The organism is Parafilimonas sp. (assembly GCF_047606085.1).
Taxonomy (GTDB): Bacteria; Bacteroidota; Bacteroidia; order Chitinophagales; family Chitinophagaceae; genus Parafilimonas.
Window position 1 is genome coordinate 1 of record NZ_JASGEX010000099.1, and the last position, 15,158, is coordinate 15,158.

At 42.7% G+C, this 15,158-nt stretch carries 8 protein-coding genes; all 8 read left to right on the forward strand.

The window, feature by feature from the left end:
- Positions 1-529 precede the first annotated feature (529 nt).
- The 8 genes from QM629_RS08585 to QM629_RS08620 all read left to right on the forward strand — a co-directional run bounded on the left by QM629_RS08585 (position 530) and on the right by QM629_RS08620 (position 14,619).
- Positions 530-2,503 carry a beta-L-arabinofuranosidase domain-containing protein gene (locus QM629_RS08585; protein ID WP_415159185.1) on the forward strand — a complete coding sequence of 658 codons (1,974 nt, stop codon included), beginning with the start codon at positions 530-532 and terminating at the stop codon, positions 2,501-2,503.
- Between the two features lie 283 nt (positions 2,504-2,786).
- Positions 2,787-4,619, forward strand: coding sequence for a glycoside hydrolase family 2 protein (locus tag QM629_RS08590; protein ID WP_415159187.1), 1,833 nt, complete (start codon positions 2,787-2,789; stop codon positions 4,617-4,619).
- A gap of 337 nt (positions 4,620-4,956) precedes the next feature.
- On the forward strand, positions 4,957-6,075 hold the full coding sequence (locus tag QM629_RS08595; protein WP_415159189.1) for a cellulase family glycosylhydrolase: 1,119 nt from the start codon (positions 4,957-4,959) through the stop codon (positions 6,073-6,075).
- Positions 6,076-6,288: 213 nt separating this feature from the next.
- On the forward strand, positions 6,289-8,748 hold the full coding sequence (locus tag QM629_RS08600; RefSeq protein ID WP_415159199.1) for a glutaminase domain-containing protein: 2,460 nt from the start codon (positions 6,289-6,291) through the stop codon (positions 8,746-8,748).
- A 256-nt stretch (positions 8,749-9,004) separates the two neighbouring features.
- Positions 9,005-10,693 (forward strand): arylsulfatase, encoded by a 1,689-nt coding sequence (locus QM629_RS08605; protein ID WP_415159191.1) that lies wholly within the window; start codon positions 9,005-9,007, stop codon positions 10,691-10,693.
- Positions 10,694-10,913: 220 nt separating this feature from the next.
- Positions 10,914-12,086, forward strand: coding sequence for a galactokinase (galK, locus tag QM629_RS08610; RefSeq protein ID WP_415159193.1), 1,173 nt, complete (start codon positions 10,914-10,916; stop codon positions 12,084-12,086).
- A complete protein-coding gene (locus QM629_RS08615; protein ID WP_415159195.1) occupies positions 12,079-13,155 on the forward strand; it encodes a glycoside hydrolase family 76 protein in 1,077 nt (358 codons plus the stop codon). The genes galK and QM629_RS08615 overlap by 8 nt, the downstream gene beginning before the upstream one ends.
- 432 nt (positions 13,156-13,587) lie before the next feature.
- Positions 13,588-14,619: a family 43 glycosylhydrolase gene (locus QM629_RS08620; RefSeq protein ID WP_415159197.1), complete on the forward strand. Its 1,032-nt coding sequence runs from the start codon at positions 13,588-13,590 to the stop codon at positions 14,617-14,619.
- Positions 14,620-15,158 lie beyond the last annotated feature (539 nt).

A 15,158-nucleotide genomic window follows, 5' to 3' on the forward strand; every position in this document is an offset into this window, starting at 1 on the left:
AATCACCATTGCCATTTTTAAATAGAAAAAATTGGATGATTTCGCTGAATTTGATGTCAAAGCCAATAAAAAATAGCTGTTTTTGCTACTATACAAAATTCCTGAAATCATTTCTAGACAGCTTCTTATACTTTAAAAGCAGTAAGTTTTAAAAAATAGAACCACAGCCAAAATTAGAGGCTAAGCCCCTTCCCTTCGGGGAGGGGTTTGGGGAGAGGTTATGGGGCAACAGTATATAGCTGCACAACGATATGCTGATGACAGTAATGCCATGCAACCGTGATGCTATCTGTTCTTTAGCTGTGAACAAAAAATAAAAATCAAAAAGTTGCATGTAATTTTCAAGCTTTTAAAGTTTATTGCATACGCACATAGAATTGTATAACGTTTTATAAAGCCACGCTCCCCTCTCTTTTGGAGAGGGGCAGGGGGGTGAGGTCAGTATATGAAGAAATTATTGAACATACTTTTTTTCAGTTCTCTTTTTCATACAGCCATATATGGGCAACAGATGTTAAATGCAACTGTTGTGAAACGGCCATCAACTGCAACATCCAATTCGTTTTATACAGGCAATAAACAACCCTTACTGCCTGTAAGCTTTATAAAATTGCCCATTGGCAGCATTAAGCCGGAGGGATGGGTGTTGAAATACCTGCAGTTGCAGCGCGATGGCTTAACCGGCCACCTTGGTGAAATCAGCGCCTGGCTGGAGAAAAATAATAATGCATGGTTCAGTGGCAACGGTGAAGGCGATCATGGATGGGAAGAAGTGCCTTACTGGCTGAAAGGCTATGGCGACCTGGGTTATATTTTGAATGATGATACCATCATCAATGAAACAAAAAGCTGGCTGGATAAAGTGTTTCAAAGCCAGCAGCCTGATGGCTATTTTGGCCCGAAAATAAGGCCTGATAAAGATGGCCATTTCGACCTGTGGCCAAATATGATCATGCTGTGGGCAATGCAGTCTTTTTATGAATACAGCAAAGACCCGCGTGTTATTCCTTTCATGACGAAATATTTTAAATGGCAATCAACGTTGCCTGATAGCAGCCTGCTTGAAACCTATTGGGAGAACAGCCGCGGCGGCGATAATCTTTACAGCATTTACTGGCTGTATAACCAAACCGGTGAAAAATGGCTGCTTGACCTGGGTAATAAATTACATAAGAATACAGCCAACTGGATGCAGAAAGATAATCTTCCCAACTGGCATAATGTAAATGTTGCACAATGTTTTCGTGAACCTGCAACCTATTATATGCAAACAAAAGATTCCTCTTATCTGGATGCCACATACAACGATTTCAATTTAATAAGAACCTTATACGGCCAGGTGCCGGGCGGCATGTTTGGCGCCGATGAAAATGCACGTAAAGGTTATGACGATCCGCGGCAGGCAGTTGAAACCTGCGGCCTGGTGGAGCAAATGGCATCGGATGAAATTTTAACCGGTATCACCGGCGACCCGATGTGGGCTGATAATTGTGAAGATGTTGCCTTCAACACATACCCCGCTGCGGTTATGCCAGACTTCAGGGCGCTGCGTTATTTAACCGCGCCCAACATGGTGGTAAGCGACAGTAAAAACCATGCACCGGGCATTCAGAACGAAGGGCCATTCTTAATGATGAACCCTTTCAGCAGCCGTTGCTGCCAGCATAACCATGCACAGGGCTGGCCTTATTATGCAGAACATTTATGGATGGCAACACCTGATAACGGTATTGCAGCCATCTTTTACAGCAGCAGTGAGGTTACGGCAAAGGTTGGCGAAGGCAATGATGTTACATTAAAACAAACAACCAATTATCCTTTTGATGAACATATAAAAATTGAAGTGAGCACTTCAAAAAATGCAAATTTTCCATTGTACCTGCGCATACCCGGATGGTGTAATGGTGCAACCGTTGCAGTGAATGGCAATGCCGTAAATGCAAACGCAACAGCAGGCTCTTACATCCGCATAGAAAATAACTGGAAAGATGGCGATGTGGTTGAGTTGACATTGCCCATGCAGTTGAAATTAAAAGAATGGGAGAAAAATAAGAACAGTGTGAGCCTTTATTATGGCCCGCTTTCTTTTTCTTTAAAAATTGATGAAGATTATGAATTGGCTGACAGTAAAAAAAGTATTCAGTGGGATTCAAAATGGCAGCCCGGTGCAGACCAGAGCAAATGGCCGGCATATAATATTTATCCTGCAAGCGCATGGAATTATGGCTTGTGTTTAGATAAGCAGCCGCTCGTCAACCAGTTCAAAATTGTAAAGCGCCGGTGGCCTGCTGATGACTTTCCTTTTACACAGGCATCAGCGCCGATCGTAATAGAAGCGAAAGGAAAAATTATTCCCGGCTGGACGATAGATAGATATGGTTTATGCGACACGCTGCCGCAAAGCCCCGTGGCTGTATCAACAAAAGAGGAAAGGATAGAATTAATTCCAATGGGCGCTGCGAGGTTGCGCATCTCGGCGTTTCCCGTGGTAAGGCCCCTCTAAATCTCCCCCAGGGGGAGAACGGCCTATCCTAAATCCTTCCCAAAGGGAAGGACTTTTTGAGAGCGTGAGATTTTGAAGTGTGTGTATGTAGTCATGTTCTTATTATTAGAAGCAGGAAGCAAAAAAAATTAAACCACTACAAATGGCGGGGACTAAACCCCTTCCCTTCGGGGAGGGGTTTGGGGTGGGGCCATAAATGCAGGCTAATAATATAAATGAAGTTGCCTTCTTGCCCCTCTCTTTTGGAGAGGGGTTGGGGTGAGGTCTTTAAATAAACCTTTCGATGAAAAAAAACATACTCATACTATCTTTTTTTGCCGGCATAGCAGTTAGCCAGGCGCAAAACAGTACATGGCATATAGCAGGCGATAAAATAAAAACGCCCTGGGCAGACAGCGTAAACCCTGCCCATGTTTTACCGGATTATCCACGCCCCCAACTGCAAAGGAACGGATGGCAAAACTTAAACGGGCTTTGGCAATATGCCATATTGCCAAAAGCGCAAGGCGAAGTGCTGCCATCCACTTTCCAGGGAAATATTTTAGTGCCGTTTTGCATTGAATCGGCTTTGTCCGGCGTTGGCAAAACCGTTGGTAAAGACAGCGTGCTGTGGTATAAAACATCCTTCAGCATCAACGCAAAAACGAAGGGCAAAAAAGTATTATTACACTTCGGCGCTGTTGACTGGCATGCCGATATATATGTAAACGGAACGAAGGTAACAACACATGAAGGCGGCTTCGATCCTTTCAGCGTTGATATAACCCCTGCATTAAAGAAAGGCACACAGCAACAACTGGCAGTATATGTATGGGACCCTACGGATGAAGGCCCGCAGCCACGCGGCAAGCAGGTGAAAGACCCCCATGGAATATGGTACACTCCCGTTACAGGTATCTGGCAAACCGTGTGGCTGGAAACAGTGCCTGAAACCTATATCATTTCAACCAGGCAAACGCCTGACCTGGATAATAAAACCATTATGGTAACAACCGCAGTGGAAAATTTATTGCCTGGCGATCTTATACACATAAGCGCATGGAAAGGCAGTGAAAAAATTGCGGAGAAATCCGGCACAGATGCAACGATGTCTTTGCCGGTTGATAACCCTGAAGCCTGGTCGCCATCCCATCCCTTTTTATATGATTTAAAAATTTCCATTGAGCGCAAAGGCAAAACCGTGGATGAAGTAAAGAGCTATTTTGCTATGCGCAAAATCTCAATAGGCCCCGATGCAAATGGCATCCAGAAAATGTTACTGAACAACAAATTCCTGTTTGAATTTGGCCCGCTCGACCAGGGCTGGTGGCCTGATGGTTTATATACGGCGCCAACAGACGCCGCTTTAAAATTCGATATAGAAAAAACAAAAGAAATGGGCTTTAATATGATCCGCAAGCATATTAAGGTAGAGCCCGCCCGCTGGTATTATTACTGCGACAGCATCGGCATGCTGGTATGGCAGGATATGCCAAGCGGCGATTTAGGCAATAAATGGGAAAACAGGCCCGGCGTTTTAGGCAAGGCCACAGACCGTGACCGCACGCCGGAAAGCGAAGCGTATTACCGCAAAGAATGGAATGCCATAATGGATGCCCTGTATAATTTCCCGTCTATTATTTCATGGCAGCCCTTTAATGAAGCATGGGGACAGTTTAAAACCGTTGAGATAACAGAATGGACGATGAAAAAAGATCCGACAAGATTAGTAAACAGCGCCAGCGGTGGTAATTTTTATACGGTTGGTCATGTAATTGATTTGCATAGTTACCCTGATCCTGCCATGCCAAGGCCTGATCTGTTTGGGGCAAAAGAAGCATTGGTGTGCGGCGAATTTGGTGGTTTGGGCTTGCCGGTTGACGGGCATACCTGGCAGCAAAAAAACTGGGGTTATCAAAGCTTTGGCACGACAGATAGTTTGTTCATGCGCTATACAACGCTTACCGACCAACTGGAAGATTTGATTAAGCATGGGTTATCTGCAGCTGTATATACGCAAACAACAGATGTGGAGGGAGAAGTGAATGGCTTCATGACGTATGACAGGAAAGTAATGAAGATGCCCATAGACAAACTGAAGGCTGTTAATACAAAATTGTATAGTGTGGCGGAGTAGAAGTTTTGGAAAAAAGTCAGAGACTTTGCGCATAGCAACTGCGAAGTCCGGAGACTTCGCAGAGCGCTGTTGAGCAGAAAGCCTTGGTGGTTCAAAAAAAATATAGCCACAAAGGCCTTAAAACACAAAGTAATATTTGAGATTATGATTGAGGCACCGCAGATGCCAAACGATATGCAGATGACGGTAGTGCGACGCAACCGTGCTTAATCATAGCTCATTAGCTGGTAACAAAAAGATTTGTAAACAACAACCATTACCTGATTAATAATGTCTCTTACACAGGGGCATCTCCCGATACATCGGGAGAACGAGGGTGAGGTTTAATCCTGAAATAATGAAGAAATATCTATTACCACTGTTTATGATTGTTATTGCTGCATCGTGCGCGCAGCAGGAAAGTAAAAAAGAAGATACGGCAACAGCGCCTGTAACAGAGCGCGAAGTATGGAGCAAGGAAAAAGCCGGTGAATGGTATGCGGCAAAGGGCTGGCTGGCCGGCAGCAACTTTATTCCCAGTACGGCCATTAACCAGTTAGAAATGTGGCAGGCAGAAACGTTCGACACCGCCACGATTGACAGGGAATTAGGCTGGGCTGAGGGCATAGGCTTTAATGTGATGCGTGTGTTTTTGCATCACCTTGCCTGGCAGGTGGACAAAGAGGGTTTTAAACAAAGAGTGAATGCGTATTTAAGCATTGCCGATAAACATCATATCAGTACCATGTTTGTATTGTTTGATGATTGCTGGGATTCTGTTTATCATGCAGGCAAACAACGCGAACCTAAACCGGGCATTCATAATTCAGGTTGGGTGCGCGATCCCGGTAAATTGTATTACCAGGATACAACAATGGCGGATACATTACAGGCTTATGTAAAAGACATCCTCACCACGTTTAAAAACGATAAACGCATTTTGTTGTGGGATTTATATAATGAGCCAGGCAACAGTGGTTATGAAAATAAAAGCCTGCCATTGCTTCAAAAAGTGTTTACATGGGCAAGGGAAGTAAACCCGGATCAGCCTTTATCTGCAGGCTTATGGAACCCCGATCTGAAAGAGTTAAATACATTTCAATTAAAAAATTCTGATGTTATTACCTATCATAATTACAACAAAGAAGATGAGCATGCCGGCGTAATTGATTCATTAAAGAAATATGGCCGCCCCTTACTATGCACGGAATATATGGCGCGTACAAGAGGCAGTTTATTCAGCAACATTATGCCTTTGCTGAAGAAAGAAAATGTGGGCGCCATTAACTGGGGTTTTGTTTCCGGTAAAACCAACACCATCTATGCATGGGATACGCCGATGCCTGATGGCAAAGAGCCAAAGGTTTGGTTTCATGATATATTCCGGAAAGATGGCACGCCGTATAGTGAAGAAGAAATCAAGTTGATTAAATCACTTACGGCCTCCCCAAACCCCTCCAGAGGAGGGGGTTTATAACCCGCTGAAATTTGTAGTTCTTAATAATAATGCGGTCAGACGCTTCAAAGCGTCAGACCGATAATAAAAAATTAAATTATTATCAACAATATAAAATGAAACGAACCCCCGCTATCAATTAATGACGCCTCTTGCGCAGAGGCGCCCCTCTCCTTTGGAGGACTTGTCCCGGCATTCGGGAGGGGTTGGGGGTGAGGTCTTAAATTAAACATGATGAAAGCATTAAAACTATTTACATTCTTCTTATTTCTTTCGGTACAGCTCTTTGCGCAGGTTACAAAAGCGCCAGCCTATCCTTTAATCACACACAACCCCTATTTCTGTGTGTGGAGTTTTTCTGATGAACTGAATACAGCTTCAACAAAACACTGGACAGGTTCAACACAATCATTGATTGGCCTGATAAAAGTTGATGGTAAAACTTACCGTTTTTTAGGCAAAGAAGAAGAAGCCCCGGAAACCATATTGCCTGCTTCAGATGAAGCTGCCTATAGTGTTAAATATACGGAAGATATGCCCGCTGATGGCTGGATGAATGCAGGCTTTAACGACAGCCGGTGGAAAACAGGCGCAGCGCCTTTCAGCGATAACGACAGGCAGGCAAAGACACTTTGGAAAAGCAATAATCTTTGGGTGCGCAGAACATTTATATTGAATGAAATCCCCGGCAGGAAAATGTATTTGAAAATGTTTCATGATGATAATGTGGAAGTATATCTGAACGGAGAAAAAATATACAGTAAGAATGGATGGAATAATACCAATGAATATTTTGAACTGGATGATGCAGCAAAAAGCAGGCTGGTAAAAGGCAACAATATTTTAGCCATTCATGTTGCCAATACGGCCGGCGGGCAAGGGCTTGATTTTGGTTTAAGCGTTGACCCCAAACCCGATGCTTCGCTCAACAGCATTGAGCCGGCTAAACAAACAGGCCTGAATATGAATGCCACACAAACCGCTTATACATTTGCCTGCGGCGCTGTTGACCTGAATGTAACTTTCACTTCACCTTTACTGGTAAACGACCTTGATATTATGACAAGGCCTGTTTCTTATATTTCCTTCAAAACAAAATCCAATGACGGTGCGCAGCATAGTGTGCAATTGTATTTTGGCGCAACAACTGATTTGGCGGTTAATACACCGGCCCAAACGGTAAGCGCATCTCAATATAACAATGGCGCACTGGCTTTATTAAAAGCCGCTACGGTTGAACAACCTGTATTGCAAAAGAAAGGTGACAATCTTCGCATTGACTGGGGTTATATGTATGTGGCAGCGCTTGTATCGTCTAAACCAAAACAAAGCATTACTTCTGTTGATAATGGTTTGAAAAATTTCGTAACCAATACATCAGCTAAAAACATTGCAACAGGCAAACAGTTAATGCTGAACACGGTTTTCCCTTCAGAAAAGGTTGGTGCGGCTGCAACAGAAAAATTAGTGATGGTGGGTTATGATGACCTGTATGCCATTCAGTATTTCCATCAAAATTTAAAAAGCTGGTGGAAGCTGAAAGATGGTGTTACGATTGAAGGTTTATTAAACCAGTCTTATAAAGAATACAATGACGTTTTAGCCAAATGCGATGCTGTAAATAAAATGATATGGAATGATGCGGTGGCTGCCGGTGGTGAAACGTATGCGAAACTTTGCATCATGGCTTATCGCCAGTCAATCGCTGCACATGCCGTTACAAAAAGCCCTGATGGCGAAATTCTTTTCCTGTCAAAAGAAAACTTCAGCAACGGTTCAATCAACACAGTTGATATTACTTATCCGTCAGCCCCTTTATACCTTGCTTACAATCCCGAACTGTTAAAGGGCATGCTGAACGGTATTTTTTATTATACGGAAAGCGGCAACTTTAAAGAAGCTTACGCAGCCCATGATCTTGGCACTTATCCAATCGCCAACGGCCAAACGTATGGAGAAGGAATGCCGGTGGAAGAAAGCGGCAACATGATTATCTCAACAGCAGCTTTATGTAAAAAAGAAGGCAATGCAGATTATGCCAGGAAGCATTGGAAAACATTAACGCAATGGGTGAACTTCTTAACTACAGAAGGCTTCGACCCGGCTAATCAGTTATGCACGGATGATTTTGCAGGTCATCTTGCACGCAATGCAAACCTTTCTGCAAAAGCAATTGTTGGCATTGCCTGTTATGGTATGATGGCTGATATGCTCGGCGATAAGGCAACGGCTCAAAAATATACCGACACAGCAAAGGCAATGGCTTTGCGCTGGATGCAAAAGGCCGAAGTGGGCGATCATTATGCACTCACTTTTGATAAAGGCGATACATGGAGCCAGAAGTATAATCTTGTATGGGACAAAGTGCTTGGCTTACATCTTTTTCCGCAGGATGTATATGATAAAGAGATTAAATATTACCTCACCAAACAAAACGCTTTTGGCCTGCCTTTGGACAGCCGTAAAACCTATACCAAAAGCGACTGGATAATGTGGACAGCAGGGTTAACCAGTAATAAAAATGATTTTAACGCGCTGGTGAATCCAATATATAAATATGCAACAGAAACCCCTACCCGTGTGCCTTTGAGCGACTGGCATGAAACAACAGATGGCAGGCAGGTTGGCTTCCAGGCGCGCAGTGTGGTAGGTGGCTATTTTATGAAAGTACTGGAAGATAAGATGGGGAAATAAAAAGCCTCTCCTGAAAGTCCTCTCCAAACGAAAGGACTTTCAGGGCACTATAATTTAAATTGTTTAAATAATGTAAACTGTTTTTCTTGCCCCTCTCCTTTGGAGGGCTTGTCCCGGCATTCGGGAGGGGTTGGGGTGAGGTCTAATAATAAATAAGTATTAACTTTTAAAACAATCATGCACCCGCTCTTAAATTATATAATTAAACTATAAAGCGGGGCATCTCCCGATGTATCGGGAGAACGAGGGTGAGGTTATGGCTAAATTTACTTACATATTACTTTCTATTTTCGCTGTCGTTGCTTTTACGGCATTTACTGTTCGTAAAGCAAATAGTGGTTTTCCTGCAAAAGACACACGTCCCAACATCATCATTATTCTTGCCGACGATCTTGGCTATTCAGATCTTGGCTGCTACGGTGGTGAGATCAATACGCCCAACCTGGATTATCTCGCAGCCAATGGCGTGCGGTTCAGTAATTTCTATAACACATCAAGATGTTGCCCCAGCCGCGCTTCTTTATTAACCGGCTTGTATAACCATAATGCAGGCATCGGCGAAATGACGGAAGACCGGCGCCTGCCGGGTTATCGCGGCCATATTACCGACAGCGTTGCCACCATTGCCGAATTATTGAAGCAGGCGGGTTATCATACGGCCATGTCGGGCAAATGGCATGTGTCAAACACTGTTGAACAGCCAACAAAAGAAGAACAGTTAAAATGGCTTAACCACCAGTTGGATGCGCCTTTGTTTTCACCTGTTGAACAATATCCGGTTAATCGTGGTTTTGAAAAATACTTCGGCAACATCTGGGGTGTAGTTGATTATTTCGACCCCTTCAGTTTGGTAAGCGGTACAACGCCGGTAAAAGAAATTCCCAAAGATTATTATCATACAGATGCGATTAATGATACGGCGGTTGCTTATATAAAAGAATTAAGCAGCGGCAATAAGCCTTTCTTTTTATATGTGGCGGAAACAGCGCCGCACTGGCCGCTGATGGCGCCGGAAAAGGAAATTAAAAAATATGTAAGCACTTATACATCTGGCTGGGAGGCTATTCGGGAAGCCCGGTATAAAAAAATGGTTAAGCTTGGGTTGATTGATCCGAACAAAGCGCCGCTTTCAGCCAGGTGGGAAGATAGTTTGCAATGGGAAGATAATCCGCATAAAGACTGGGATGCCAGGGCCATGGCTGTACATGCCGCCATGGTTGACAGAATGGACCAGGGCATAGGCAGGATTATTAATGCGCTGAAACAAACAAATCAATTAAACAATACTGTAATTATTTTCTTAAGTGACAATGGCGCCAGTGCTGAAGTGGCTGCCAATTACGGCCCGGGCTTCGACCGGCCTTCTGAAACAAGGAAAGGCAAAACCATTCATTATGTAACGAAGAAAGATATTATGCCCGGCCCCGAAACCACGTATGCCTCTATAGGGCCGCGCTGGGCCAATGTTGCCAACACGCCTTACCGCTACTGGAAAGCAGAATCGTACGAAGGCGGCATTCACGCGCCATTCATTGCATATTGGCCAAACGGTTTAAAGCTGAAGAAAGGCAGCATCAACAAACAGCTTTGCCATGTAATGGATATAATGCCCACCTGCCTTGAACTGGCAAAAACAACTTATCCTGAAACCTATAACAATCATAAACTTTTGCCTGTGCAGGGCATCAGCTTTCTGCCGGTTTTGCAGCATGAGAAATATAATGGCCATGACATCTTATGCAATGAACATTATGGCGCAAAATATATACGCCAGGGCGAATGGAAACTGGTGGCAGGAAATAATGAAGCCTGGCATTTATATCATATCGCTGATGATGAAACTGAAATGAATGATGTTGCAGCGAAGTACCCGGATAAAGTGCGGCAAATGGAAGTTTTATGGCAGCAATGGGCAAACGCCAACAGGGTGTTTCCGAAGAAATGACTGACGTCAATCGTGAATCGTCAAACGTGAATGTCAGTTCGCATGATTTAGGAATTACGTTTAATATCAGGCATTGTTACAAACATAAAATATATCAACTTTTAAAATAATCAGGCACCGCTCTTAGGTTATATCATCAAACTATAAAGCGGGGCAGGCCTCTCCAAGGAAGGAGAGGCCTGCCGGGCAACAAACCGGGAATGAGGGTGAGGACTATTATATGTGGGGTACAGACAGAATAGAAAGGCTTTTCAGGCAAATGCATCATGCAGATCCTTTAATTGTTCGTGTGCCGGGAAGAATAAATCTTATTGGCGAACACACGGATTATAATAATGGTTTTGTACTGCCTGCTGCCATTGATAAAACTATTTATGTTGCAGTAAATAAACGCAACGACAATAAGATTCACCTGCATGCGGAAGAATATAATGAAAATTATATTGCCGATATTGAAAAGCTCCGCCAGCAAAAATTTAACTGGACCAGCTATGTACTTGGCGTTGTAGAACAATTATTAAAAAGCAATTATCCGGTTACAGGCTTTAATATAGTTATTGATGGCGATGTGCCTGTTGGTGCAGGCATGGCGTCTTCTGCTGCTATTGAATGTGCAACTGTTTTTGCCTTGAGCGGGTTATTTGACCTTGGTATAAGCAGGGTTGATATGGTGAAGATTGCACATAAAGCCGAACAGGAATTTGTAGGCCTGCAATGTGGTATTATGGACATGTTCAGCAGCATGTTTGGAAAGAAAGACCATGTTATATGCCTGGATTGCCGTTCCTGTGAATATGAATATTTCCCTTTTAAGCAGGATGGTGTAAAGATCGTTTTACTCAACAGCAGTATCAGGCATTCGCTGGCCTTTTCAGAATATAACAACAGAAGAAAAGAGTGTGAAGAAGGCGTGGCATTGATTCAACAACATCACCCACAGGTACAAAGCCTGCGGGATGTAAACATTGAAATGCTTGATAAACATGTTGCCCATAATAAAACCGTGTATAATCGTTGCCGGTTTGTAGTAGAAGAAAATGGAAGGCTGCTTGCAGGCTGCGTTGACCTGCAGAAAAATGATATTCATGCATTTGGTAAAAAAATGTATGCCACGCATAAAGGGCTGAGCAAACTGTTTGAAGTAAGTTGTGCCGAACTTGATATACTGGTTGAGCTTGTAAAAAATAATCCCGGCGTTATTGGCACCCGTATGATGGGCGGCGGTTTTGGGGGTTGCACCATCAATATTGTAAAAGAAGATTCTGTTGAAGAACTGATATACGATGTGCGTGCATCATACAGGGAAAAAACGGGTTTAAACCTTAGCGCTTATATGGCTTCCATTGAAGATGGCGCCTGCATAGCAGAAACTGCCGGTTTGTATAATGAATAACATAAAAAAATATATTGCATTTTCCTGTTTTGTTGTGGCAGTTTATTACAGCAATGCGCAAACTGCAGGAGATTACAGGCCGTGGATGGATTCGATATACAGCAACATCAGCCACTATTTTTATGATGCAGGCAATAAGCTTTATTATGAAGAATATGCGCCTGGGGAAAAACAGGTGCATTCATTTTTATGGCCATTGTGCGCATTGATACAGGCCGCTAATGAAGCCGCCGTTATCAACCCTTCGGTTAATTATGTTCAGCCGGCGGTTGATGCCATCGATCAATATTATACCACTGCAACACCTTTGCCTTCTTACCAGGCCTCTGTTGTAAAAGAAAAAAAAGATGATGCTTTTTATGACGATAACCAGTGGATAGCCATTGCATACATAGATATCTATAACCGAACGAACGAAAAGAAATATTTGGATGTGGCGAAGGCGGTCTATGATTTTATGATGACGGGTTATGATACCGCTGCCGGTGGCGGCTTATATTGGAAGTATGCCGATAAAACAACCAAGAACACCTGTTCCAACGGCCCTGGTATTTTGATAGCATTGCAGTTGTATAAAATAACGGATGATAAAAGATATTTGCAAACCGCTATACGGTTATACGATTGGGTGAATATGCACCTGCAAGCGCCGGATGATCTTTACTATGATAATATAAAAATACCTTCCCTTAAGATTGATTCAGTAAAATATACATACAACACAGGTACAATGCTGCAATCAAATGTTTTACTGTACAATATAACACATGAAAAAAAGTATTTACAGCGGGCTGAAGCAATGGCGGCATCTGCAACAAAGTTTTTTTACAGGAAGAATAAGCTGCCGGGAAATTATTGGTTTAATGCAGTTATGCTGAGAGGTTATATTGAATTGTATAGGATTAATCATGATAAGAATTTGCTTGGGTTTTGGTACGATGAAGCTGAAAGAATATGGCATGATGAAAAAGATGCCAATGGATTATTGGGACGCAATGTAAAAAAGAAAAGCCTTATTGACCAGGCGGCTATGCTGGAGATATATGCAAGGCTGCAGGCTTTGAAATGACGATAGTTCTTTGTTTATGTAAGAGTGATTAATGACTGGAGATTTCTCCTGTCGTCGAAATGACGTTCAACGTGGTTGTGTTTATTTAAGTTCTTCGAACGTCATGTCGAGGTAACGAGACATCTCTTGATTCTTTTGCAGTTTGAAATGATTTAAGAGATTTCTGTTTTAGCTGAATGACGTTGACGTTCGAAGTGATTATGTTTAATTGAACTTTTCGAACGCCGTGTTGAGGTAACTACACATCTCTAAAAAATTCAAGTTGCATAAATGTATAGCCGCAACTTAAAACATAAATCTTCAGTCGCCATGAAAATACGCAGATGACGGTAATGCGACGCAAGGAACGATGCCATTGTTGATTGGCTGGTATCATACAAAAAATAAAACAACTTGTTGTTTTAATATTCACAATAAACCTCGTTGAACTATATGAAAAAGCTAATGTTCTTTTTAATTTTTGTAATGACTGGATTGATGGCGCAGGCACAGGAAACATTTACCAATCCTTTATTGCCAACCGGGCCGGATCCCTGGGTGATTTATAAAGATGGTTATTATTATTACACCAATTCAACAGGGCATAACATTACAATCTGGAAAACAAAGAACATAGCTTATTTAGCCGCTGCTGAGAAAAAAGCTGTATGGGTGCCGCCGCCAAACAAAGAATATTCCAGGGAGTTATGGGCGCCTGAAATTCATTTTTTTCAAAACAAGTGGTACATATACTTTGCCGCAGACAGCGGTAATAACAACGATCACCGCATGTATGTTCTGGAGAATACGTCTGCTGACCCTTTGCAGGGCGGGTGGGTATTTAAGGGCAAGCTTACAACACCGGAAGATAAATGGAGCATTGACGGTTCGGCTATTGAACTGAAAGGCAAATTATATTTTATATGGAGTGGCTGGAAAGGTGATGTGAATGGCGAACAGGATATATACATAGCCGCGATGAAAAACCCGTGGACTATTGAAGGTAAACGTACATTATTGTCTAAACCTGAATATGAATGGGAGTTGAACGGTGATTTACATTCACCGAATGACCCTGCACACGTGAATGTGAATGAAGGCCCGGAGTTTTTATTGCATGGCGATAAGATATTTTTGATCTATTCAGCCAGTGGCTGCTGGACAGATCATTATGCATTGGGCATGCTAAGCGCTGAAGTGAATGCCGATTTGCTTGATGCCGCTTCGTGGAAAAAATCGCCGCAACCTGTGTTTCAATCATCATCTGCAAATAAAGTATATGCGCCGGGGCATAACAGTTTTTTTGTTTCGCCCAACGGGAAAGAGAACTGGATCCTGTATCATGCCAACAGCAACCCGGGTGATGGCTGCGGTAACAAACGCAGCCCACGTGCCCAACGGTTTACATGGAATACAGATGGAACACCCAACTTTGGTGAACCGGTTGCAGCAGGAGTGAAGCTGGAGGTGCCGGCGGAGAAATAAACCTGAACCGTGAATCGTCAAACGTGAAAATTTTAAATGCTTGCTTGTCAGGATGTGCTTAATTTTTTTGATGTTGGAAGAAATAATAATGATTTTAATGAAATGAAAGCAAGAGATGACGACAAAGTGGTTGTGCTGAACCCTGGCTTCATTAAGTTTTTAATTCTAATGAGCAAATCCGAACGTCATTCCCATGAAAATGGGAACCTGCTGTAAAGCATTCATTGAGATAAATAAAATAGTTATGAAATAATTTATTGTAAGCATAAAGTAAAAACTTTTTTTAAAAATTACAATCCTGAAAGAAAATTTTTCTAAAGCCCGTTCTATCATAAAAAACAAAAGCCTGCCTATTTATACGCTGCAAGGTGTAAAAAAGTGATTTTGTGTTGTTCGGTTTTAGCTCCCCTCTCCTTTGGAGCACTTGTCCCGACCATTCGGGAGGGGTTGGGGGTGAGGTCTGACAAGGAAATATTATTCACTAATTTATCCCTTGCGCACCCATGTCATTAACTTAAGGCAGGTAAATCTTCGAAATA